Origin of the sequence: Enterobacter sp. 2VL (assembly GCF_005503595.1) — a bacterium.
Classification (GTDB): Bacteria; Pseudomonadota; Gammaproteobacteria; order Enterobacterales; family Enterobacteriaceae; genus Enterobacter; species Enterobacter cancerogenus.
This window is the reverse complement of sequence record NZ_SCNE01000002.1, coordinates 438,254-462,333: the sequence shown is the minus strand read 5'-3', so window position 1 is coordinate 462,333 and position 24,080 is coordinate 438,254. Positions and strand designations below refer to the sequence as shown.

The following is a 24,080-nucleotide window of genomic DNA, read 5'->3' as shown; positions in this document are numbered from 1 at the left end:
CATTATTTTTTCAATGGGTTAGCTGAAAAATTGTGAATATTTGAAAACGGTAACGTGGAACCCTGTTCTTATTGCCCCCGGCTGCTTTAAGAAAAGCAGCCGGAAGGGGGTTATAAAACCGGTATTTCCTCAATGAAACTCGAAAATACCGAGCTATTAAGCGCCGAGCGGTTGTACAGCATATAAATATCAACGGTAGGAAGAACAATATCTGTTTCCAGCGCTTTCAAACCCAACGCATCTCCGTATTGCCTGAAGGCATTCTCCGGTACAACGCCCACTAAATCGGAAACGGTAAGCATCGATAATATTGTCAGATAAGAATCGCTTCGGAAACTGACCGTTCTTTCTGGTAGCGTGCGTTCAATTTTTTCCTGAAAACTTTTTACGCCAGAACCGTCGCTTAAGTAAGCGGCAAATTTCTCATTAAGAAGATCTTCGCGGGTAGGCGACGCGCTCAGTCGTGGATGCCCCTTGCGGCAGACGAGGTTCATCTGCAATTTATGAAACAGGTTGCAGGCGAGCGAGCGGTTGTTCACCGGCGCGATAGCAAAAACCAAATCGGCCTTACGATAGGCCAGCAGGTTCTCTGCGGAGTCCGGCGAGACCATGACGTCATGCAGTTCGATCTCGTAATTATGCTTATCCATGAGAAGCTTAATAGGGTTGAGAAGGATGTTGGGCGTCAAAATTTGCGGGCAATAGATCACAAAGTTTTTCTTTAGCCCTGAGCTGTGCATAATGTTGATGGTCTGCTCAAGCTGGTTCAGGTTTTGTTCCAGATGATGATGCAGATTTACCCCGACAGTGGTAGGCGTGATACCTTTACCCGAACGGATAAAAAGGGGATCATTAAGCTGGTTGCGCAGACGTTGCAGAGACTGGCTTACCGCTGAAGGCGTAATGTAAAGGGTTTCTGCGGCCCTGCTGATGCTCAGATTCTGATAAATGCACTCAAAAATAACTAAAAGATTTAAATCAAACTTTTTGAGATCGTAGAGATTAGCCATGTTTCATCCTGATGTTGCTTCGTTGTCATGTTGTTAGTGCATTTGTATTAACTATAGATTGAAGCGAACCATTTACAATCCTTGTGGTTAACTTACTTAATGCCACATTAAAACGTACTTAATATATCACGCCATCAGATAAATGAAATAGTTCTGAAACGGAAGTTAAGATATTATTATCTTTGAAAGGTTGACGTTTCGATTTAAAAAAGCTTGAACTATTTTTTTTACGCCTTCAACGTTTTTATTTGTTAAATTTCATGGGTGAAAATAGTAAACATTATTCACGCCATAAATAAAACTAACCGTCTCCTATTCGTTATTCGATCAAACCTATCGCAGCCATAGGCAGTAACGCGGCCAGACCGATTGCCCTCAGCAGGGGCGGGTGCTTTAATCACGTTGCTGTTACGACCTTGATATTACGGTTTGTAAAGCGCAACGCAACGCCAGCGTCTGCTGGCACTGAAAGTTCCTGTGGGAAGTTCAGGTATCAGGGCCGCCCAATGGGCGGCCTTTTTACTTTCAGGCTTAGCTTCTTTCAGGTCACTACGCTTTGAAGTGCGTTTGTAAGGTATCGCTGATTGATTTGATAAAGTAAACGCATTAGCCCCTTCAGCGAAAGTTCGATACCTTACATCTCAACGAAAACACGGAGGAAGTACAGATGTCCTTGATTAACACCAAAATTAAACCTTTCAAAAACCAGGCGTTCAAAAACGGCGAATTCGTAGAAATCACCGAGAAAGACACCGAAGGCCGCTGGAGCGTGTTCTTCTTCTATCCGGCTGACTTTACCTTCGTTTGCCCAACCGAACTGGGTGACGTGGCAGATCATTACGACGAACTGCAGAAGCTGGGCGTAGACGTTTACTCTGTTTCTACTGACACCCACTTCACCCACAAAGCGTGGCACGGCAGCTCTGAAACCATCGCAAAAATCAAATATGCGATGATCGGCGACCCAACCGGCGCCCTGACCCGTAACTTCGACAACATGCGTGAAGATGAAGGCCTGGCCGATCGTGCCACCTTCGTTGTTGACCCGCAGGGCATTATTCAGGCCATCGAAGTGACCGCTGAAGGCATCGGCCGCGACGCATCTGACCTGCTGCGTAAAGTGAAAGCAGCCCAGTACGTTGCTTCTCACCCAGGCGAAGTGTGCCCGGCGAAATGGAAAGAAGGCGAAGCGACCTTAGCGCCATCTTTGGATCTGGTCGGTAAAATCTAAATTTCCGTCGTCTTTCACGCCATTGCTGCGTTGGCGTCGCCTGCTCACCCCGGTCACTTACTTCAGTAAGCTCCCGGGGATTCACAGGCTAGCCGCCTTGCTCTGACGCGAAATACTTTGGAAATTGTTTCAGTTATGGGCGCACCCGCGCCCATTTTATCCCAGCACCATGATGCAAGTTGCATTCAGGTTGCCCGTTTAAGGCAATTTGCATGATGACGTTTTAAGAGAGGGAAGAACAATGCTCGACACCACAATGAAAAGCCAGCTCAAGGCGTACCTTGAGAAATTAACGAAGCCTGTTGAGCTGATTGCCACGCTGGACGACAGCGCAAAATCGGCAGAAATCAAAGAATTGCTGACTGAGATCGCTGAACTGTCGCCAAAGGTGACCTTCAGAGAAGATAACGCGCTGCCCGTTCGCAAGCCGTCATTCCTGATCGCTAACCCAGGCTCTGACCAGGGGCCGCGCTTTGCCGGTTCTCCGCTGGGGCACGAATTTACCTCACTGGTGCTGGCCCTGCTGTGGACCGGTGGTCATCCGTCGAAAGAGGCGCAGGCGCTGCTGGAGCAGATCCGCGATATCGACGGTGATTTTGAGTTTGAAACCTACTACTCGCTCTCCTGCCACAACTGCCCGGACGTGGTGCAGGCGCTGAACCTGATGGCAGTGCTGAACCCGCGCATTAAACACACGGCGATTGACGGTGGCACCTATCAGAACGAAATCACCGAACGTAACGTGATGGGCGTTCCGGCGGTCTTTATGAACGGTAAAGAGTTCGGTCAGGGCCGCATGACGCTGACGGAAATCGTTGCCAAAGTGGACACCGGTGCGGAAAAACGTGCGGCAGACGCGCTGAACAAACGCGATGCGTACGACGTGCTGATCGTCGGCTCCGGCCCTGCGGGCGCGGCGGCGGCGGTGTACTCCGCACGTAAAGGCATTCGTACCGGTCTGATAGGCGAACGTTTCGGCGGCCAGGTGCTGGATACGGTAGACATCGAAAACTATATCTCTGTGCCGAAAACCGAAGGCCAGAAGCTGGCCGGCGCACTGAAGGCGCACGTTAGCGATTACGACGTGGACGTCATCGACAGCCAGAGCGCCAGCAAGCTGGTCCCTGCGGCAGTGGAAGGCGGTTTACACCAGATTGAAACGGCCTCCGGCGCGGTACTGAAAGCGCGCAGCATTATCATTGCCACCGGCGCAAAATGGCGCAACATGAACGTGCCGGGTGAAGATCAGTACCGTACTAAGGGTGTGACCTACTGCCCGCACTGCGACGGCCCGCTGTTTAAGGGGAAACGCGTGGCGGTGATCGGTGGCGGTAACTCCGGTGTGGAAGCGGCTATTGACCTGGCGGGTATCGTTGAACACGTTACGCTGCTGGAGTTTGCCCCGGAAATGAAGGCCGACCAGGTGCTGCAGGACAAAGTGCGTAGCCTGAACAACGTGGACATTGTGCTGAACGCGCAGACGACGGAAGTGAAAGGCGACGGCAGCAAAGTGACGGGCCTGGAATACCGCGACCGCGTAAGCGGGGATGTGCACAGCGTTCCGCTTTCCGGGATCTTCGTTCAGATTGGTCTGCTGCCAAACACCACCTGGCTGGACGGGGCGATTGAGCGCAACCGCATGGGCGAAATCATCATCAATGCGAAATGCGAAACCAGCGTGAAGGGCGTGTTTGCGGCGGGCGACTGCACCACCGTTCCGTACAAACAGATCATCATCGCCACGGGCGAAGGTGCCAAAGCGTCGCTGAGTTCCTTCGACTACCTGATCCGCACCAAAACAGCATAATAAAAGAAAGTAAGACTACACCTGCATACCGCCTCATCACGAGGCGGTTTTTTTATTTCCACGCTTTTTTAAAATTATTTTCCGCGCAAAATATTTTGCATCCCGAAGCGACAGCCTGCCTTGATCAAAGAAATTGCCGAATATATTGATAATATCTGCCAGATTTTTATTGCAGATAATTATTTATATTTCCTATGAAAGATAAAAATACATTCGCAAATTCAATATATGACAATCTGTCATTATTTGAATTAACCGGGTTAGCCTTACGCGATTTTTTTAGCGCCTCAGAAATGACGGCACGACAGCGGGCGTTGCGTCAGCTTTATCCGCAGTGTAAAGCTTGGGACGACAGCGCCTGGCTGGAGATGGAGTACGATTTCAGCGCGCTGTTTGTCGGGCCGATGGCGCCGCTGGCCGCGCCCTACGCCTCGGTCTGGCTTGACGAGGAGCCGCTGGTTATGGGGCCGACAACCCTTAACGTACGCGAATTCTTAGACAGCGTGGGGCTGGTGGTGGGGGAGGACAGCGCGGCACCGGATGACCATATCAGCATTGAGCTGGAGCTGGTGGTTATGCTCTGTGTCCACGCTCGTCATTTACCGCAATATCATGACGCCCTGACCCGCTTTATAACGGGCCACCTGGCGCTGTGGCTGCCTGCGTTTATCGACAACATCAAAAACAATGCGAAAACATCTGCAATAAGAGAAGTCGCCCTGCAACTTACTAATTGGTTAGATGAATTAAAAACGAGAGTAATATTATGAGCATTGATAAAGGACAGCTAAACCGGCGCTCCTTTTTAAAAGGCCTGATTGCATTAGGTACCGTTGCGGCACTGCCTGGCGGGTTATTATCTTCCCGCTGCGCGATGGCCCAGCCGCCGATTCCGTTTAACCCTAAAACCTACAAAATTTTCCGCAACGCCTGCCCGCGTAACTGTTACGACACCTGCAGCCTGAAAACCTGGGTGAAGGACGATGTCATCACCTTCGTGGATGGCGCGAGTGAATCGACCTACACCCACGGCGCGCCGTGCGTGAAAGGCTTGACCTATCCGCGCCGCGTTTATTCCCCGGACCGCATTAAGTATCCGATGATTCAGGACGGACGCGGCAGCGGTAAGTGGCGACGCATCTCCTGGGACGAGGCGATGCAGCGCATTGCCAGCAAAATGCTGGAGATCAAAAAGAAAGATGGCTCCCTGCTGGGGCTGGCGCTGACCAAATACTCCGGCAACCTCGGCGTGATGAGTTACGCCGTGGAAGGGATGATGTCTTCTCTGGGATACACCACCCGCTTTGCCGGTACCCCGTGCTGGCCAGCGGGAATTGACGCCCAGCATTACGACATGGGCGACATGTGGTGTAACGACCCGGAAGATATGGTGAAGGCCAAATACATCATTCTCTGGGGTGCGAACCCGGCCTGGTGCTCCATGCACTCGATGAAATACATCTATCAGGCGCGGGAGAAAGGGGCGAAGGTCGTGGTTATCGATCCGCTGTTCTCGCAAACTGCCGCAAAAGCCGATCTCTATCTGCGCGTGCGGCCCGGCTCTGACGGCGCGCTGGCGCTGGGCATGGCGCGTCACCTGCTGGATTTAGGCCGCGTTGATCAGGAATTTGTGACCCAGTTCGCCCACGGCTACCCCGAGTTTGAGCAGTACCTGCGCAACAACATTACGGTGGAGTGGGCATCCGAAATCTGTGGGCTGGCCCCGGACGTTATCCGGCAGCTGGCGGACGAGTTTACCGCCGTTAAGCCCGCCACCGTCTGGATCGGCTACGGCATGCAGCGTCACGTCAACGGCGGGGCGAACGTGCGCGCCATCGATGCCTTCGTGGCGATGACGGGTAACATCGGGGTTGAAGGCGGCGGGGCGCGCTACGGCCATCTGCAAACCTGGGGCTATAACTACCATGCGATGGCACAAAAGCCACCGGCTGGCTCCGTCGGTATGACGGGTGCCGCGGGTCCGGTTGGCGAGTTTGTCAGCGACAGCGGCGAGAAAAGTCAGTATTCAGACCGCGCGCTGAACCTGAACCAGACCGCACAGAGCATTCTTGACGCTAACGATCCGCCGGTTCGCATGCTGTGGGTCGCCTGTAAGAACCCGTTCGCGCAGGATTTCGATCGCAACAAAATGGAAAAAGCGTTCGAGAAGCTGGAGATGGTAGTGTGCGTGGATCAGTTCTTTAACGAGACGGTACAGCACGCCGACATCGTTCTGCCTGTCACCACGACCTTTGAGCACTGGAGCGCCTCATCCTCTTACTGGCACTACTGGCTGACGGTGAACGAACCGGCAATCAAGCCGATGTACGAATGCAAGAGCGACCTGGATATTGCCGTGCTGCTCTCGCGCACCATCAACAAAATGGAGCCGGGCTCCTGCACCTTCCCGCAGGATGTTGATCAAAAAACATGGCTGGACCTCGAGTTTAACGACGGGCTGGCGAAACAGTTCGGCATCAGCTCGTGGGACGACCTGCTGGACGGCCCGGTGAAGGCCAAAATGCCGAGCAGCGCCGCCTGGTACGATCGCAAATTCAAAACGCCCTCCGGCAAGTACGAGTTCCTCTCTGAGCTGTGCGAGAAAAACGGCCACAAGGCGCTGCCGGAATATCTGCCTGCCGCCGAGGGTAAACTGCCGTTCCACCTCTTTACGCCGCATCTGCAGTACGGCCTGCACTCGCAGTTCGTCAACCTCGACTGGATGCAGGTCTTCTGGCCGGAGCCGTTCGTCTATATCCATCCCGTCGCCGCGAAGAAAAAAGGCATCCGCGATCTGGCTACCGTCCGGGTATTTAACGAGATCGGCGAAGTTGAACTGCGCGCGAAGGTCACCACCAACGTGCCGGAGGATTTCCTGGTGATGTATGAATCCTGGTTTAACAAGCTCAGTTACAACGTGCAAAACGTGGTGAAAGACACCCCGGCCGATATGGGCCTGATGGCAACCGGCGCGCCCGGTGCGGCCATACATGACCAGTTTGTTGACATTGTCCTCATTGCAAATGAAGGAGTAGAGGCATGAGACGCGCATTTTTAGTGAACAGTGATAAGTGCATTGGCTGCCGTGGGTGCGCTATGGCCTGTAAAAGCTTTAACCAGCTGGAGCCGGACCGCTTCTGGCGCTATGTCTATCCGCTGGATAAAGCCATTTACCCGCACGAAGAACGCGCGTTTTTCTCGCTGGCCTGTAACCACTGTGAAAATCCGGCCTGCCTGGCCGCCTGCCCGGTGGAAGCCTACACCAAACGTGATGACGGCGTGGTGGTGCATAATCCTGAGCGCTGCATTGGCTGTAAAAACTGCATTCGCAACTGTCCTTACGGCGCGCCGCGCTTTAACGAAGAGACGCAAAAAGCCGAGAAGTGCAGCATGTGCTACGAACGTCTGGATATCGGCATGAATCCGGCCTGCGTGAACGCCTGCCCGGTAGGAGCGCTGACGCTTATTGACCTGGACGCCGATCCGCTGCCGAACAACGCGGTGCAGTATCCGCCGGGCTTCCCGCATATGCCGCAGCTTAATCCGGGTACGCGCTTTATTCTTGCCCGTCAGCCAAAGCAGCCGGGGGATAAATAATGGAAAAGTATGAACTGCCGCTGGTGATTTTTACCGTGCTGAGCCAGATGTCGGTGGGGATGACGTTACTCCTCACCTGGCGGACGCTGCGCGGTGAGATCGAAGGTAACCGCCTGTACTGGCTTACCACCGGTGCGATCCTTGGGGTAGCGTCCGTTGCGGCGATCCTGCACCTGGCGCACCCGGAACACGCCTATAACGCGCTGATCAACCTGAAACACGCCTGGCTGAGCCGTGAAATTCTCGGCGCGACGATCTACGGGGGGACCATCGGCCTGGCTTTCCTCACCAAAGGCAATAAAGGCGCTGCGCTGCTGGCGTCCCTGTTTGGGGTGTTGCTGGTGGTTGTGCAGGGCATGACCTATGCCGCGCCCGCCATGCAGGCGATTGCCAATGGCATTACCATGATGCTGTTTTTCGCTACCGTCTGGGTGATGGGCTGCGCCGCCACGCCGCTGCTCGGGCTGCAATCCTCCCATCGCGCTCTGCAACAGGGTGTTATCGCCCTGATGGCACTGATGATCGCCGCGCCTGTTATCTGGCTGAGCGGCGGCACGGTGGTGAAGATGACGGCGCAGGCGTGGTTAAGCTCGCCGCTCTATCTGGGTAGCCTGGTCTGCTGCTTGCTGGGATGTGGATTAACGCTGAAGCGCCAGCCGAATCAGAAAGCGATCTTCGCGATTCTGCTGGTGGGGGTCGTGCTCAGCCGCCTGACCTTCTTCGGTGATACGGTCAGCACCATCGTGAACATCGGACACCTGTACTGATAAAACTAACCCCGCATCAGCGGGGTTTTTTATGGGCGTTTAGCGCACCACCATCACCGGGATATGGGTGTGGCGGATCACGCTTGAGGCGTTGGACCCCAGCAGGTGCGTGGTAATCGAAGGATTGCGTGAGCCGATCACTACTACGTCAGCCTTCAGTTCGTCGGCCAGCTCGTTAACCACATCACGCACGCTGCCAAACCTGACGTGGGTTTTGATGCGGGAGGGATCGATGCTGAAGTGCCCGACCATGGTCTGCAGCCGCGTTTCGGCCTCGTGCTGTAAGTGTTCCTCAAAGCGACGCACGTCGGCGGCAAAGCGGTGCAAACTCAGGCTCGCCGAGCCGGGCAATACGTGCAAAAGGTGAATAATTCCGTCCTGCTGCGCCAGGAACTCGGCGTGGCGAACGGCTTTGTCGCTTAGCTCCATCTCAAAAACATCAACCGGCATAATGATTGTCTGATACATACCCGTTTCTCCTTGTTTATTAACGCTGAAATCATTCAACCATAAAATAATTATGCTTTCTGTAACCTCAACAGCACTTTTTTATATCACCAGGATAAATCTCAAAAGGTGCGGATTTCGGGGGTACGCCCGAGAGGTAGCTACCCTTTTAGTAGCTTACCCACATCCTTTCGGAGGTCGTATGAAGGCATTGACGTATCACGGTCCGCACAATGTTCGCGTTGAGAATGTCCCCGATCCTGTCATTGAGCAGCCTGACGATATCATCCTGCGCGTGACGGCCACCGCCATCTGCGGCTCTGACCTGCATCTCTATCGCGGGAAGATCCCTAAGGTGGAACATGGCGATATCTTTGGTCATGAATTTATGGGCGAAGTGGTTGAAAGCGGGCGGGACGTGAAGAACCTTCAGAAGGGCGACCGCGTGGTGATCCCCTTTGTCATTGCCTGTGGCGACTGCTTCTTTTGCCAGATGCACCAGTACGCCGCCTGCGAAAAAACCAACGCCGGGCAGGGCGCTGCGCTGAACAAAAAGCAAATCCCCGCACCCGCCGCGCTGTTTGGCTACAGCCATCTTTATGGCGGTGTGCCGGGCGGGCAGGCGGAGTACGTGCGCGTGCCGAAAGGCAACGTGGGGCCGTTTAAAGTGCCGCAGCTGCTCTCCGACGACAAAGCGCTTTTCCTGTCTGACATTTTGCCTACCGCCTGGCAGGCGGTGAAAAACGCGCAGGTGGGTAAAGGTTCAAGCGTTGCCGTTTTCGGGGCGGGGCCGGTGGGGCTTCTCACCATTGCCTGCGCGCGGCTGGCTGGCGCTGAGCAAATCTTTGTGGTGGACCATCACCCGTACCGCCTGCGGTTTGCGCAAGAACGTTACGGTGCCATCCCGATCAACTTCGACGACGACAACGATGCGGCGGAGAAAATTATCGAACAGACAGCGGGCCAGCGCGGCGTGGATGCGGTGATTGATGCCGTTGGTTTTGAAGCGAAGGGCAGCACCACGGAAACTATCCTGAGCAACCTCAAAATTGAGGGAAGCAGTGGTAAAGCGTTGCGCCAGTGCATTGCCGCAGTGCGTCGTGGCGGCGTGGTGAGCGTACCCGGGGTATATGCCGGGTTTATTCACGGCTTCCTGTTTGGCGATGCCTTCGATAAAGGCATTACGTTCAAAATGGGCCAGACGCACGTCCATGCCTGGCTGGGCGAGCTACTGCCGCTTATTGAACAGGGGCTGCTTACCCCGGAAGAGATTGTGACGCACTATCTGCCGCTGACCGATGCCGAACGTGCCTACAAAATTTTCGAAAAACGCGAAGAGGAGTGCCGGAAGGTTATCCTGGTACCTGGCGCAGACACGCCGGAGGCGGCAGAGCAGAAGGTGAAAGGGCTGGTGAATGCCTTTCCCGGCGGGGTCGTGTAACCCGGCTCGCTTACCAGTGACGTTCCAGGTAAAGCACGGCCATGACGATGACCGCCAAAAAAACCAGATAAACCAGTGTGATGAACGCTATTTCACCCATAAGCGTTTCCGCGCGACGCAAACAGATTAAGCGTGGATGAAGGCGTTTTTCGGCGATATAGGACGTTTGGGTGAAATGCGTAAAAAGCGGAAAGAGGATGCCTGGCATCCTCTGTGCAAAGTGAACAGGCGCTTGTTCAGAAGGGATTAACGCAGGTATTCACCGGCGGCTTCTGGCTGGTAGAGCAGGGCGAGCACTTCCAGATGGGTAGACGCACCGCCCGGAAGATCCCAGTGAATGGTATCACCGGTACGCAGACCCAGCAGCGCCGCGCCGACGGGGGCCAGAACCGAAAGCTGCGTGGCGCTGTCGGTCATCTGCGCCGGGTAGACCAGCGTACGGGTCAGTTCTTCACCGGTGGTCAGGTTGCGGAACGTCACCTGGCTGTTCATCGTCACTACGTCATGCGGCATGGACTCTGGCGTACACATCTGCGCGCGATCAAGCTCCTCGTTGAGGGCGTCGGCAACCGGGAGTGAGGCGTAATCTGGTTTTTCCAGAAGGCGGTCGATACGTTCTGCGTCGAGCTCATTAATGATAATTTTAGGTCTGGACATTTCTTACTCCATGTCGTGAATGCTGCGTGTTACGCAGAAACCAATCCAAAAGAAAACCCTCGCCGTCTGGCAGCGAGGGTTTAACTCTCCTGATGATACTGGCTGAAGAGGCAAGTTTGAAGTGATGAAGGTCACATTCATACGCCATATGAATTTTTGGCGAAAAACGTGCTGCCTTGCCAATTTGCATTATTCTTTTTAAGCGCCCTTTGTGGGCGACTATCCGCCTTCCGTGTTTCCTGTCAGGAGATTTCATGAGCAATTACGACAAACTTACCCTGAAAGACGGCAGTTATTTGCATTTTAAGGACTGGGGCAGCGGGCAGCCGATTGTCTTCAGCCACGGCTGGCCGTTAACCGCCGATGCCTTTGAAGATCAAATGTTGTATCTGGGGTCGAAAGGATTTCGCGTTATTGCCCACGACCGCCGCGGTCACGGGCGCTCGGCGCAGCCGTGGGACGGGCATACGATGGATCAGTACGCGGACGATTTGGCCGAGCTGACCGCGCACCTTAACCTGAAAGAGGCGGTGCACGTTGGGCATTCAACGGGCGGCGGAGAAGTGGCGCGCTATATCGGCCGCCACGGCACCGATCGCGTCGCTAAAGCGGTGCTGATTGGGGCCGTGACGCCGATTATGATCAAAACCGATTTTAACCCGGACGGCGTGCCAAAAGAGGTCTTTGATGGTATTCGCGAAGGGGTGGTAAACGACCGGGCGGCCTTCTTCTACGAGCTGACCGCTGCGTTTTATGGCTACAATCGCCCGGGCGCAAAAGAGTCTAAAGCGGTACGTGAAAGTTTTGTGGAGCAGGGGCTTCAGGGGTCGATCAAGGCGCTGTACGACTGCGTGAAAGCCTTCTCGGAGACGGACCTGCGCGAAGATCTGAAGAAGATGACCATCCCTACGCTGGTGATCCACGGCGATGACGATCAAATTGTGCCGATCGACACCTGCGGGCGCGTGGCCGCAGAGATCCTGCCGAACGCGGAGCTTAAGGTGTACGCCGGCGGCTCTCACGGCATTTGCACCACCCATAAGCATCAGATTAATGACGATTTGCTGAAATTTATTCAGTCCTAATTTCGTGCGGATTGCGTTACGCTGAGTGTCCTGAATCAGGGCACTGAGCGAAGCGTCATTCGTATCTGCCCCACCAGTGAGAGAGCCTCATGTATTTTTATCAACCTTCTCAGGGGCACGGCCTGCCGCATGACCCGTTGAATGCCATTATTGGTCCGCGTCCGATCGGCTGGATCGCGTCGTGCGACCGCGCCGGTCAGCGAAACCTTGCCCCTTACAGCTTCTTTAACTGCTTTAACTATCGTCCGCCGATCATTGGTTTTTCCAGCAATGGCTGGAAAGACAGCGTTCGTAATATTACCGAAACGGGTGAGTTCGTCTGGAACCTGGCAACGCGCAGTCTGGCCGAAGCGATGAATGAAACGTCCGCGACGCTTTCGCCCGGCGAGGATGAATTTGCGTTTGCCGGGTTGACGCCAGCCGCCAGCCAGCTTGTCAGCGCGCCGCGCGTGGCGGAAAGTCCGGTCAACTTTGAGTGTCGCCTGTCGCAGTGTATACAGCTCACGGGGGCCGACGGTACGCCGATTGACACCTGGCTAGTGCTAGGCGAAGTGGTCGGGGTGCATATTGCCGAAACGCTGCTGGAGGAGGGAATTTACCAGACGGCGAAAGCGCAGCCGATCCTGCGCGCGGGCGGGCCAACGGCCTATTACGCAATCAGCGATACCCATCGCTTCGACCTGGTTCGCCCGGATGCGCGATAACAGCCTGCCTGCCGATCAACAGTTCTTTGCCGACCTGTTTAGCGGGCTGGTCCTCAATCCCCAGCAGCTTGGACGCGTCTGGTTTGCCCATCGCCCGTCATCCACCTCGTCCGGGACCGTAGCCCTCGAATGGCCGCGGCTCGATGTGGTGTTGCGCGGCGAGTACGGCAACCTGCTCATTGCCGAGCAAAAAGCGATTCGCCAGGGGGAGATGCTGTTTCTCCCGTCACGCACCGTCTGTTCGCCAACGTTTGCCCGGCCAGTTATGCTGCTGAGCATTATTTTTGCCCCGTCGTGGCTTGGGCTGGCATTTCAGGATGCCCGCAGCGGGCAGGCCGTTGAGCCGCAGCGAAAAGTGGAGCTTCCGCATCCGGAAAGGGGGGAGTGTGCGGCCATGCTGACGGCGCTGACCCATCTCAGTGCCTCCCCGCAGGACCAGGATATTATCCAGCCGCTGGTGCTGAGCCTGCTGAACTGGTGCCGTAAACGGGTCTCTTCTCTGCCCGAGCCGGGGATGTCGCGCGGCGATTTTCTCTATCAAAGCATCTGCAGCTGGATCCAGGTCAACTATGCGGGGGCGCTGACCCGTGAAAGCGTGGCCGCCCTGTTTAACATCTCGCCCAACCATCTCTCGCGCCTGTTTTCGCAGCAGGGCACCATGAGTTTTGTGGACTATGTTCGCTGGGTGCGTATGGGAAAAGCGCGGACGATCCTGCAAAAATATCACCTGCCGGTGGGGGAAGTGGCGAAGCGCTGCGGCTATCCCGACAGCGACTACTTTTGCCGTCTGTTCCGGCGTCAGTTTGGCCTGACGCCGGGGGAGTACCGCACGCGATTTCAGTAGCGGTCAGAAGGTGATTTCAGCATTGAGCAGGTCAAGCATGCTTTGCGGCGAGTCGGCCGCAAAAAGCGACGCGCGAAACGCCTTGTTGACCAGTTTTCTGGCCAGCTGAGAGAAGACCTTGACGTGGTTGTTTCCTTCCTGAGCACCCAGCGTCAGCATGATCACCAGCTCGACCTCTCCCATATCCGACTCCCAGTCAATCGGCTTCTCCAGACGGGCAATGCTAATGCTGGAGTGGCGTATCCACTGGGATTTGGTATGCGGGATCGCCACCCCAAACCCGACGGCAGTGGTGACAATCTCTTCCCGTTGCCAGAGATCTTCTTCAAGCTCGAGCGGGTGTTCTGTGCGTCCGTGGATCGCCAGATTGCCGCATAAAAATTGCAGCACCTGCTCTTTGGAAGCCAGCGGTTCGTTGAAGACGATTGTCTCCTGCGCCAGCAGTGGACGCGGCGGCTCTTCAGGGGTGAATTCCGCCAGAAGGGCTTCGATCTCCTCTGCGCTGCGGCACTCGCAGGCACGTTCTGCCAGGGTCTGACACGCGCTTAGCTCAAGCTGGCGGAGCAACGTTTTCACGTCAGGGATGCGCGGCCCGCTCATGCTAAATTCATCGATGCCCAACCCCAGGAGCAGAGGCAGATAACGACGTTCGCCGCCGAGTTCGCCGCAGATCCCGACCCATTTGCCGTGGCGATGGGCAGCGGTGACGATCTGGCGCACCATGCGTAAAAATGACGGTGTGATCGGGTTATACAGCGGCGAGACGCGCGGGTTATTACGGTCGACGGCGTAGAGGTACTGGGTCATGTCGTTTGAGCCAATACTGAAAAAATCCACCTCGTCGCAGAAGTGATCGATGATAAAGCAGACGGACGGGACTTCCACCATGATGCCCAGCGGCAGGTCCGGGGTGTGACGCAGCCCCTGTGACGTCAGCTCCTCGCGGACGTTTTGCAGCTCTTGTTTCACCCACAGAATTTGGTCGAGGCTGTGGACCATGGGGATCATCAGCAGGGCATTTCCGCTGGCGCCTGCGCGTAAAATCGCCCGCAGCTGGGTACGGAACAGGTGAGCGAATTCAGGGTAGATGCGTACCGCACGATAGCCGAGGAAGGGGTTCTCCTCCTGCGGGATATTGAGATACGGGATCTGTTTATCGCCGCCGATATCCATGGTGCGGAAGATCACCGGTTTACCCTGAGCCGAGAGCAGCACCTGCTGATAGGCTTCAAACTGTTCCTGCTCATCCGGGGCGGTATCGCGATCCATGTAGAGCATTTCGGTACGGAACAGCCCAACGCCCTGCGCGCCACAGGCGAACGCGCCGGGGGCTTCCAGGGCGCTGCCGATATTGGCGGCAATATCCACGGCAACATTATCCCGGGTCAGCGCAGGACGCCCGGCGTCTTTGAGCTGCTGCTGGTGGCGTTTATCGACAAGCCGCTGCGCCACGCTGTAGTAGTGATTCACCGCCTCATCAGGCTTCACCACCAGTACGCTGCACACGCCGTCAAGAATGACCTCGTCGCCGGTAAACGGTGCCAGGGAGGAAATGGTTACCCCGCTGAGTACCGGAATGGAAGCGGCGCGGGCCAGGATCAGGGTATGCGACGTTCGCCCGGTTTTTTCCAGCACCATGCCTTTCAGATAGCGGGTATCAAGGCTTAAAAACTGACTCGGGGTTAAATCTTCCGCCATCAGAATCGTGGGCGCATCCAGCGTAAATACGGACGCTTGCTGAAGCTCAGGCCAGGTAATGCTCAGCAGTTGTTCGCTGATATCACGGATGTCGCTGACGCGCTCGCGAAGGTAATCGCTGGCCGAATGGGAGAGCTTGTCGCAAATCTGCTCCATGTTGCCAATGATCGCCTCTGCAAGGCTCAGCCGTTCTTCGCCGATCAGACGGCGAATATTGCCACCAAACTCATCGTCCTGAATCAGCGACAGGTGCGCGCTGATAATGGTTTTACTTTCACCCCCCAGCCCGCGCAGGCGCTGGTTAAGCTGCTCCGCCAGCGTGGCGAGGCTGTGTTCCAGACGGGTGATATCCTCCGGCGAGGCCGGTATCTGACGATAGCGATGGAGATTATCGCTCTGCCAGGCCCGCAGCGTTCCGCTACCGATGCCGCTGGCAAGCGTAATGGCGTGCTGCAGCTGCGGATTAAGCCGCATCAGCGAACGGGGCAGAGGATGTGCGACGTGCGGCGCATCCCCTGACGGGATGCTGTCGCTGTCGATGAACGACGTATTTACATACTGTTCAAGCACGCGTCTGGCCTGCTCTTCGTCGCTGCCGCTGATTTCGAGCACGCAGCTGTCGTTAAACAGCGTGCCGGTGCTGATCAGCGCCAGCGAGCTTTTGGCATCCGCCTGGGTGTTAAGCCGGTTATTGATAAAACGGATATCGCTGCGCCAGACGCTGCACTGCTCTTTAAGCGCCCACGCCGGACGGGCGTGCAGGCCGTTGGGCAGCGGGCAGGAAAATTCAATAGAAATCATACGCTCTCCTTAACGCGTGAGATCAGCACCTGAAGTCCGTCAGGTGAGCCACGGTCTCACGATTCATACACGCCACCAGGGCGACAAGCAGTTGATGAGTTTGGTTAATGTCTTTTTCGTCGGCGATCGAGGCTGCGCAGTGCCCGTGTCGGGTTGGCGGGCCTAACACCACCGCGGGAACGCCCGTCCCGGACAGGTGAATGGCGCCGCCGTCGGTACCGCCGTTGCTGAACATATCCTTTTGCAGCGGGATCCCCAGCGGACGCGCTACCGATTCAATGAACGCGGTCAGTTTCGGTGGGGCGATAAGCGTTTTGTCGTACAGCACCAGCATCGGGCCGGCGCCGATTTGACGGTGGTTTGCGTTACCGTAATCAAAGTTTTTCGACCAGCAGGCGGTATCGAGGACCAGAGCAATATCAGGATGAATGGCCTGGGCTGCGGTGCGCCCTCCACGCAGCCCAACCTCTTCGCTGGAACTGGCTACCAGCCACAGTTCACAGTCGAGCGGGGCCTGATGCAACTCGCGCAGCAGGGTGATCAGCAGATAGCACCCGAGGCGATCGTCGAAGGCTTTTCCCATCACCCGGTTATGGGGAAGCGTCTGGAAAGGCGTATCGAACGTCACGCGGTCGCCCGCATCTATGCCCGCAGCGTAGACCTCCTCGGCTGAGGTTGCGCCAATATCCACGCGCAGGTTGTCTACGGTTTCACCTTTCAGATCGCCGTCCAGCAGGCCCGGGATTTTTAGCCCGTTGCGGGTGGTGATGCGTACGGGCTGAAGCGTGCGGGCCATCATGCGGACGTTGCCAATCGGCAGGACATCGATGGCTCCTTCACGCGAAATACTGCGTACGATAAAACCGACTTCGTCCATGTGGGCGCAAATCATCACCTTTGGCCCGTTGCTCTGATTCACACGAATGAGCACCGAGCCGAGACCGTCGAACTGAACGTCTTTGTGATAGCGATGTGCTTCGTTAATCAGGATGTCGCGCACCTCTTGCTCCGACGCGGCAATGGCATCGGCTTCGCTTAACGCGCGCAGTAATTCCTTGTCCATCAGTGTTCTCCCGTCATCAGTAGCGTTTTGTCCATGGTGTAGAGCACCTCGGCCCCGGTGTGCGTGACCAGCACCACGTCTTCAATCCGCACGCCGCCCACACCGTCAAGGTAGATGCCAGGCTCCACGGTCAGGAGCATGCCGGGTTTTAGCAGCGTGGCGTCCGTGGGGGAAAATCGCGGATTTTCATGGACATCAATGCCGATAGCGTGCCCGGTGTTGTGACCGAACTGCGCGCCGTAGCCTGCGCGCGCGATTGTCTCCCGGGCAGCAGCATCCACCGCATGGCAGGGGACGCCGGGACGAATGGCATTGATGGCCGCGAGTTGCGCCGCCAGCACGGTCTGGTAAACCGCGTAGAGCGGATGCGCCTCGGGTGTCTGGCCTTGTCTGGCGACAAGGAAGGTCCTCGTCATATCCGAACAATATCCCTGGTGTTGGGCGCCAAAATCGAGGGTGACCATTTCGCCCGCGTCGATGACCTTATCGGAGGCTTTGCCGTGCGGCATTGCGCCGCGTGGCCCGCTGGCAACGATAGTATCGAAGGAGGGCTTATCTGCGCCCTGCTGCTTCATAAACCACTCCAGCTCGGCGGCGACCTCGCGCTCGCGCATCCCCGGCTGGATGAAGCGGCGGATATGATGCGCGGCGTCGTCGGCGATGCGGCACGCCGCGCGGATCCGGGCGATTTCGTCCGCGGTTTTAATCTGTCGCAGGGCGTCGAGAGAGATCCCGCACAGCGTCGCATTCAGCGCGTCGCGCCACTGGCAGGCGGTGTGCCAGCTGACGTGTTCGCCTTCAAAGCCCAGCCGCGAAAGCCCTTCGTCGGCAATCAGCTGGTTCACCACCCCGGCAAACGAATGCTCTGCATCAAGCAAGTGCATCCGGTAGCCTTCCGCGCGTGAGGCGATGTCGTGGTAGTAGCGAAAATCCACCAGAATATGCGCGGCGGTTCGCGTAACCAGCACATAGCCCGAACCGGTGGACAGGCCCAGATGGGGCTGTTTGTTCTGCCGTGAGGCAATCAGCACGCCATCCAGCTTTTCGGTCTTTAGCCAGTGGCGAAGCGTTGTGAGTAAATCCATCTCGTTATCCCGTTACAGCGTATCGACGGAGAGTTTTCCGCGTTTATGCATGTGGTTACGGATAGTCACCACCAGCAGGGCCGTAATGACCGCGCCGACCAGAATACTGAGCATATACGCCCCCAGATTGGTCACCAGCGGCCATGCCCAGATGGCAGATTCCGGGAACCACTGCACAGCACCCAGGGCGGTGGCGGTCATCGCGCCCGCTATGGCACCGACCATGTACGCTGGCAGCGTCGCGAGCGGGTTTTCCAGCAGGAACGGGATTGCCCCTTCGCTGATCCCCATAAAAGCGAGGAACATGGCGGTTTTGCCCTGCGGATAAAGCTGTGGGCTAAACAGGCGTTTGCCGGTCAGGCGGCGGTCAATCAGCGTTGCCAACCCCAGACCAATCGGTGGGATAACGATCGCCACCGCGCGGGAGGTTATCGGCAAAATGTGATCGGTCGTCAGTCCCAGCCCGACGAACCCGGCCGCTTTGTTGATCGGACCGCCAAGGTCAATCGCCGTGGCCGCAGCCATGCCGATGGCATACATCATCGAGCCTGCTTCACCGGCGGCGAGAAGCAGGGTGCGCATCCCGGCGTTGAGCCAGCCGCCAATCGGGGTGATGACGTAATACATTGCCAGCATCACAAACAGGGCGGAGAGAATCGGGATCAGGAAGGTGCTTTTGAACGCCAGCAAATACTGCGGGAGATTGATGCGGGTATTCAGCCATTTCACCAGGTAGCCTGCGGCAATGGCGATAATCAGCGCGCCGATAAAGGTCGACGGCACCGGTTTGGTGGCAAGCCAGGTGAGTTTTTCAGGATCGAAATTCAGCACCAGCGTAGGCTGGGTGGCGACAAGACCGCCGATAAACCCGGCCGGGAAGGCCAGTTTGCCGCCGATGGAGTTGGCGACGAACGCGGCGAACATCGGGATGGCGAAGCTAAACAGCAGCCCGCCAAAGGACTCGGTCAGATAGCCGAATTTCAGCACCGACAGGTTAAACCCGGTGAATTTGCCTGAGTTAAGCGCGTCAAGAATACCGGTGTCTGGCGGGATCTCCAGCCAGACGTAGGCGATCAGTTGCGAAATGGCGAGGATCACCCCGCCCATGATGAGCGTTGGCACCATGCGGGAAATGCCCGACATAATGTGCTGAGGCAGCTCTTTCCAGAACGTATTGCCTGCCGCGACGGGTGCCGGCTTGATGGCGAGCGTATCGCCCTCTACCGGGCGCACCGCACTGCGTTTTTTAATTGCCATGACGAAAACCCCTGAGGTTGAGGATTATTGTTGTTCTGCAGCAATCAACTCTTCGATCTCTTTCAGGGTGCCAGCCGCATTTTTGATGGCGTCCTGAAGCGTAATTTCGTAAACGTCGCGCGTTTCAAAGCGTTCGTTGTCTTCCGGCGTAATGGCGATGGCGTGGATAATGATGTCAGCCCCGGCAATGTCCTGCGCCGTTAAGCGGTTCTGAATGCCGTCCGCGCCCTGCGTTTCAATTTTGACTTCATAGCCCGCTTCCACCGCCGCTTCTTCCAGCGCCTGAGCTGCCATAAAGGTGTGTGCCAGGCCCATTGGGCAGGCGCAAAGTGCAATCAATTTTTTAGCCATGTGTAATTCCTCCTGTAGGTAACGCCTTGATTATGGCGGGGAGGATCTGGCGCTGTTTACCGGATAAATAATGCAATGACTGGAAAAATGATGCGTATAGCCGGAAGTGTGACGCGGGTCGTCATATAAGGGAAAGGAATGAATTGCCGGGCAGAAGCTGCCCGGCCGGAGGGTCAGTAGCCGACTTTATCGATAATAAACTGTTTGCCGCAGTTACCGGGATGCGGGCGTGGCGCGAAGGAGGCCGCCGCGAGCGGATTGTTAATGGTGCTCGCGTTCAGCGAGATTTGCATTTCCGTCAGATAAGCCGGGTTGCCATTACAGGTGAGCTTGATCGCCTTCACGCTCTCTTTGCCCCAGCTTTTAGCCACTGCGTCATCAAAGGCGCTGCGGTTAACGGTTTTGCCGTAGTTCCCGGCGAGAAATGTCCCCAGGGTACTGCTTTTGACCTCCTGGGTCATACGGACCATAGTGCCGAAATAGGCGTCGGGATCGAAGCCAAAACAGACTCCATGTCGGGCGTACTCATACCGTTCGAGGCAGGACGTGCCGCTCGCGCCGGGCATCACGCTGTTCAGCTTTGCGGCAGCAGACAGTGAAAGCCCTGTCTCGGCTGCGGCACATTTGCGGCTGGCTTTTGCTTCCGGCATGTCTGGAATGGGGCGGGTGGCGCAGCCGAAACGTATCCAGCGGCGTTCGTCCACGCCACGCGCGGCGACAGACTTAGGCAAGCCGGGCCATAGCCCGTGAACGGTCAGGAAATCGGTTTTATTCGCGCTCTCTTTTTGCAGGCGGCACTCCTCCGGCTCGTTGCGGTTGCGCTCAGCCATGCTCTGACAAAAACCGGTTTGCCAGGAGAGTGCCAGAACGTAGCGATCGAAATCGCCATACTGTGTGGCCTTGAGCGGTTCTGCGTGTGCGCTGAGTGCGCAGAGTGCGAGCGCCATAGCGCCAGCCGGGATAACGATATCCTTCCTGAACATGTGATTTCCTGATCGGTGAGAGCGAAATATTTCTGGAAGTTATTAAAGCATAAAAAGCGCCCGCAGGCGCTTTTTTGGCAACAGGCAGGAGGCTCAGGCGGCGCCTGGCACCAGTACCTCCGTCGCAATAATCACGATGATAAGCCCAACCAGGACCGGCACCGACGTGCGTTTCACCACTTCGAAAGGCGAAATTTTTGCCATCCCGGCCACCGCAACCACGACGCCGGATACCGGGGAAATGGTGCGCCCCAGGTTGGATGCCTGCAGCATCGGAATGGAGAGGTACGCCGGGTTGATACCGGAGGAGTGCGCCAGTTTTGGGATCATCTCGACGAATGCATAGAACGGCGCGTTACCGGAGCCGGTGGTCATTGCCGCCAGCATGGTCAGGACGACCAGCACCAGCATCAGAATAATGCTCGCAGAGCCGAACGACGTTGCAATGGAGATAAGGCTCTGAATAAAGCCGATGGTGCTCAGCCCCTGCGCAAACACGCCTGCGGCCACCAACAGCATCACCACCCCGGCAAAGGCATCTGCCATTCCGCGATACGCCACTTCAAGGCCGGAGAACACTTTCTGTGTATTAAAGCCGCGCACGAACTCCAGCAGGGCGGCCAACAGCATGCAGATCACGAGGATGGTGATAATGTGCAGCTGCGGGCCCCATTTGCCGTCAAAAATCAGCACGCCAATAATCGGCGTGAACGGCAGAATGGAGTAAAACGCTGGGGCGGTTGTGGTGATTTCACTCACATCCAGCATTTCGTGATTAATGTTCTCTTTTTTATCGAGATAGCGCTGCCAGAAGAAATGTGCGATGCCCATGCCAACTATAGCCACAATTGAAATGGGCAGCGTTGTTTTAAAGGCAAAGTCAATGAGCGACATTTCCGCCGCTTTCGCCGCCAGCACAACGTCGCCAGAGGTTGGGGAGAGAATGATTGCCGCTGGCGAGGCGCAGATAGCTGCAGCTGCACCACGGCTGATCCCCACGTTGACCATAATGGGGAACAGCGTTGCCATCAGCAGCACGCCAAGCCCGGTCGCCGATGACACCGCGAGCGACATCAGGCATGCCAGGAAGTAGGCCGCCACCATCAGAAGGTAAGGGGAGTTAATGTACTGCAGGGGCTTAGAGGCCAGCTTGACCACCATATCGTTGGCACCGATATGGGTCATATAGGCAGCAAAGCCACACAGCATCATAATCATCATGCCCAGATCGCCGCCGCGGCTCATAAGCAGAATCTTAATATATTCCACGATATCGGTAGCGGTATAGCCGGTGCTGGCCTCGCTGGCGGGCAGAACCTGATGGCCCATCAACGCGCTGATAATCAACAGCGTCAGGCCACCGACAAACAGCACGCCCGTCGCTGAATACCCTTTAATGATGTAGCGCGCTACACCGACGATGACCACGACCCCGATAAGGAGCTCGATAAACGTAAGCATGATTTCCCCTGTATCCTTGCTGCCCAAAAGTGAAATAATCAATAAAAAAGAAGCATGAAATGTGCCGAATTAATGGTCTGCCCTTGCTGATTAAAATCAAAAAAGAGACGACTTAAGGCAGTATCGACGATTTTTTTGCCACCGCACTGGCATTTCAGTCGCGTCGTCATTGACCGAATGAATGCTTATTATATGCCCTGGCGCCCGGGAAATGGGTAGTTTTGTATTATCTTCGGGCGTTTCGCCCACGTATCCCGGTTCTTATCACCAGTGAAAGTTTGGCGCAGCAACGCAACAAATATTATTTATGCATCACAGCATTAACGTGAAACACGTCCGTAATCCCTGAATAAAAATGCGGGAATTATTTTTTTAGTTTATTAATTACGCCGCGCTTATGGAGTGCCGTGAATATGATTTTTCCATAACTTTTTGCCACGGGTATATTGTACGTGCATGCATCAGCGTTATAGCATTTTTCGCTTTTTACTCTGCGGAGGGCTGAGAGAGAAAGGCCAGATCTGGCGCGGCTCTTCGCGAGGTTAGGCTTATAACACTCCCGCGCTGGAATGAAGTGGAGGTTATTTATGATTACGGTAAGATGTTAAATTATCGTTAAAAATAATTACTATTTTGAGGTTATTCAGAAGAGTTGAGATATTTCTCAGAATATTCTCAGTAGGAAGAAAGATAATTAGGAACAGGGACGATTCTGTTAAGACTTCGTTCAACTATTCTATGGTAAGCTTCGCCTCGTATACTAAGAATGGTAATAGTATTGTGATTTTACGTAATAAGTTTTTTATCATATTAGCCTTTATTTTCGGCCAGTTAAGTTTCGCCTGCGTTGCGAGCGCAAGCGACAACGTAAGCGAGAAAGGGTGGTTCTCTACCCTTAAAGATAATGTAGCGCAGACGTGGAACGAGCCGGAGCATTACGATCTGTATATTCCGGCCATCACGTGGCATGCCCGCTTTGCCTATGACAAAGAGAAAACGGATCGCTACAACGAGCGCCCATGGGGTGCCGGCTTTGGTCAGTCCCGCTGGGATGAGAAAGGCAACTGGCACGGCCTGTATCTGATGGCGTTTAAAGACTCATACAACAAGTGGGAACCGATTGGCGGCTACGGGTGGGAGAAAACCTGGCGTCCGTTATCGGACGATAATTTCCGCCTCGGGCTGGGGTATACGGCAGGTTTCACCGCGCGTGATAACTGGAAGTACATTCCGGTGCCAGTTCTGCTGCCGCTGGCCTCCATCGGCTATGGTCCTGCGACGTTCCAGATGACCTATATCCCTGGGACCTATAACAACGGTAACGTTTACTTCGCCTGGATGCGTTTTCAGTTTTAACTAAAAATGCGCTTCCTTATGGCGAAAAAATGGGCAGCCCTTGTATCGCAAAGGATAAAAATCCGTCAGTTAAAATTAACGCGACTTTTGTCACTTTTTATCAAAGATCCGCTGGACAAAACGTCCCACAATTGATGTACTGATACCCGACACAGCATTTGTGTCGTTTTTTAATGTAAAGGTAATTTTGATGTCTAAGATTAAAGGTAACGTTAAGTGGTTTAATGAGTCCAAAGGATTCGGTTTCATTACTCCTGAAGATGGCAGCAAAGATGTGTTCGTACACTTCTCTGCAATCCAGTCTAATGGTTTCAAAACTCTGGCTGAAGGTCAGCGCGTAGAGTTCGAAATCACTAACGGTGCCAAAGGTCCATCTGCTGCTAACGTAATGGCTCTGTAATACAGACTCGTCAGCAAGAATTTCAAAACCCGCTC

General features: G+C 55.4%; 23 protein-coding genes. 12 read left to right on the top strand and 11 right to left on the bottom strand.

The window, feature by feature from the left end; genetic code table 11:
* Positions 1-110 precede the first annotated feature (110 nt).
* A complete protein-coding gene (gene citR, locus FFS28_RS06595; RefSeq protein WP_137849090.1) occupies positions 111-1,010 on the bottom strand; it encodes a DNA-binding transcriptional repressor CitR in 900 nt (299 codons plus the stop codon).
* A 667-nt stretch (positions 1,011-1,677) separates the two neighbouring features.
* Here citR and ahpC point away from each other — a divergent pair.
* The 6 genes from ahpC (at position 1,678) to FFS28_RS06565 (ending at position 8,412) form a co-directional block, all read left to right on the top strand.
* The gene (gene ahpC / locus FFS28_RS06590; RefSeq protein WP_006177103.1) at positions 1,678-2,241 is read left to right on the top strand and encodes an alkyl hydroperoxide reductase subunit C; all 564 of its coding nucleotides are present in this window, start codon (positions 1,678-1,680) and stop codon (positions 2,239-2,241) included.
* A gap of 241 nt (positions 2,242-2,482) precedes the next feature.
* Complete coding sequence (gene ahpF / locus FFS28_RS06585) at positions 2,483-4,048, top strand: alkyl hydroperoxide reductase subunit F (protein ID WP_137849089.1); 1,566 nt, start codon at positions 2,483-2,485, stop codon at positions 4,046-4,048.
* 293 nt (positions 4,049-4,341) lie between these two features.
* Positions 4,342-4,818, top strand: coding sequence for a TorD/DmsD family molecular chaperone (locus FFS28_RS06580; protein ID WP_249357427.1), 477 nt, complete (start codon positions 4,342-4,344; stop codon positions 4,816-4,818).
* On the top strand, positions 4,815-7,091 hold the full coding sequence (locus tag FFS28_RS06575; RefSeq protein WP_137849087.1) for a molybdopterin-dependent oxidoreductase: 2,277 nt from the start codon (positions 4,815-4,817) through the stop codon (positions 7,089-7,091). Before FFS28_RS06580 ends, FFS28_RS06575 begins: the two co-directional genes overlap by 4 nt.
* A complete protein-coding gene (locus tag FFS28_RS06570) occupies positions 7,088-7,645 on the top strand; it encodes a 4Fe-4S dicluster domain-containing protein (RefSeq protein ID WP_042320954.1) in 558 nt (185 codons plus the stop codon). Before FFS28_RS06575 ends, FFS28_RS06570 begins: the two co-directional genes overlap by 4 nt.
* Entirely contained in the window at positions 7,645-8,412 is a 768-nt protein-coding gene (locus FFS28_RS06565; protein WP_137849086.1) for a dimethyl sulfoxide reductase anchor subunit family protein, read from the top strand. The genes FFS28_RS06570 and FFS28_RS06565 overlap by 1 nt, the downstream gene beginning before the upstream one ends.
* Before the next feature lie 39 nt (positions 8,413-8,451).
* Here FFS28_RS06565 and uspG read toward each other — a convergent pair whose 3' ends face one another.
* Positions 8,452-8,880 carry a universal stress protein UspG gene (uspG, locus tag FFS28_RS06560; protein ID WP_088207699.1) on the bottom strand — a complete coding sequence of 143 codons (429 nt, stop codon included), beginning with the start codon at positions 8,878-8,880 and terminating at the stop codon, positions 8,452-8,454.
* 181 nt (positions 8,881-9,061) lie between these two features.
* Between uspG and FFS28_RS06555 the strand changes: the two genes are divergently transcribed.
* A complete protein-coding gene (locus FFS28_RS06555) occupies positions 9,062-10,300 on the top strand; it encodes a zinc-dependent alcohol dehydrogenase (protein ID WP_006177110.1) in 1,239 nt (412 codons plus the stop codon).
* Between the two features lie 10 nt (positions 10,301-10,310).
* Here FFS28_RS06555 and yldA read toward each other — a convergent pair whose 3' ends face one another.
* Both yldA and rnk read right to left on the bottom strand, forming a co-directional pair.
* On the bottom strand, positions 10,311-10,400 hold the full coding sequence (gene yldA / locus FFS28_RS21945; RefSeq protein WP_502704963.1) for a small membrane protein YldA: 90 nt from the start codon (positions 10,398-10,400) through the stop codon (positions 10,311-10,313).
* Between the two features lie 146 nt (positions 10,401-10,546).
* Positions 10,547-10,957, bottom strand: coding sequence for a nucleoside diphosphate kinase regulator (gene rnk / locus FFS28_RS06550; RefSeq protein WP_137849085.1), 411 nt, complete (start codon positions 10,955-10,957; stop codon positions 10,547-10,549).
* Positions 10,958-11,211: 254 nt separating this feature from the next.
* Here rnk and FFS28_RS06545 point away from each other — a divergent pair, with 254 nt between their 5' ends.
* From FFS28_RS06545 to FFS28_RS06535, 3 genes are all read left to right on the top strand, one after another.
* Positions 11,212-12,042, top strand: coding sequence for an alpha/beta fold hydrolase (locus FFS28_RS06545; RefSeq protein WP_088207697.1), 831 nt, complete (start codon positions 11,212-11,214; stop codon positions 12,040-12,042).
* 89 nt (positions 12,043-12,131) lie between these two features.
* Positions 12,132-12,746: a flavin reductase family protein gene (locus tag FFS28_RS06540; RefSeq protein WP_006177115.1), complete on the top strand. Its 615-nt coding sequence runs from the start codon at positions 12,132-12,134 to the stop codon at positions 12,744-12,746.
* Complete coding sequence (locus FFS28_RS06535) at positions 12,736-13,590, top strand: AraC family transcriptional regulator (RefSeq protein WP_058610648.1); 855 nt, start codon at positions 12,736-12,738, stop codon at positions 13,588-13,590. The genes FFS28_RS06540 and FFS28_RS06535 overlap by 11 nt, the downstream gene beginning before the upstream one ends.
* A gap of 3 nt (positions 13,591-13,593) precedes the next feature.
* Here FFS28_RS06535 and ptsP read toward each other — a convergent pair whose 3' ends face one another.
* The 7 genes from ptsP to dcuC form a co-directional block, all read right to left on the bottom strand.
* Positions 13,594-16,089, bottom strand: coding sequence for a phosphoenolpyruvate--protein phosphotransferase (ptsP, locus tag FFS28_RS06530; RefSeq protein ID WP_137849084.1), 2,496 nt, complete (start codon positions 16,087-16,089; stop codon positions 13,594-13,596).
* A gap of 22 nt (positions 16,090-16,111) precedes the next feature.
* Complete coding sequence (gene ypdE / locus FFS28_RS06525; RefSeq protein ID WP_137271771.1) at positions 16,112-17,152, bottom strand: aminopeptidase; 1,041 nt, start codon at positions 17,150-17,152, stop codon at positions 16,112-16,114.
* Entirely contained in the window at positions 17,152-18,237 is a 1,086-nt protein-coding gene (gene ypdF / locus FFS28_RS06520; protein ID WP_137849083.1) for an aminopeptidase, read from the bottom strand. Before ypdF ends, ypdE begins: the two co-directional genes overlap by 1 nt.
* 12 nt (positions 18,238-18,249) lie before the next feature.
* On the bottom strand, positions 18,250-19,494 hold the full coding sequence (locus FFS28_RS06515; protein WP_137849082.1) for a PTS fructose transporter subunit IIC: 1,245 nt from the start codon (positions 19,492-19,494) through the stop codon (positions 18,250-18,252).
* Between the two features lie 24 nt (positions 19,495-19,518).
* The gene (locus FFS28_RS06510) at positions 19,519-19,845 is read right to left on the bottom strand and encodes a PTS fructose transporter subunit IIB (protein WP_137849081.1); all 327 of its coding nucleotides are present in this window, start codon (positions 19,843-19,845) and stop codon (positions 19,519-19,521) included.
* A gap of 173 nt (positions 19,846-20,018) precedes the next feature.
* Positions 20,019-20,828, bottom strand: coding sequence for a ribonuclease I (gene rna, locus FFS28_RS06505; RefSeq protein WP_137849080.1), 810 nt, complete (start codon positions 20,826-20,828; stop codon positions 20,019-20,021).
* A gap of 93 nt (positions 20,829-20,921) precedes the next feature.
* Complete coding sequence (dcuC, locus tag FFS28_RS06500; protein ID WP_137849079.1) at positions 20,922-22,289, bottom strand: anaerobic C4-dicarboxylate transporter DcuC; 1,368 nt, start codon at positions 22,287-22,289, stop codon at positions 20,922-20,924.
* 738 nt (positions 22,290-23,027) lie between these two features.
* On the opposite strand from dcuC, the gene pagP reads away from it, so the two are divergent.
* Positions 23,028-23,645 (top strand): lipid IV(A) palmitoyltransferase PagP, encoded by a 618-nt coding sequence (gene pagP / locus FFS28_RS06495; protein WP_171007387.1) that lies wholly within the window; start codon positions 23,028-23,030, stop codon positions 23,643-23,645.
* A 190-nt stretch (positions 23,646-23,835) separates the two neighbouring features.
* A complete protein-coding gene (gene cspE, locus FFS28_RS06490; RefSeq protein WP_006177128.1) occupies positions 23,836-24,045 on the top strand; it encodes a transcription antiterminator/RNA stability regulator CspE in 210 nt (69 codons plus the stop codon).
* Positions 24,046-24,080 lie beyond the last annotated feature (35 nt).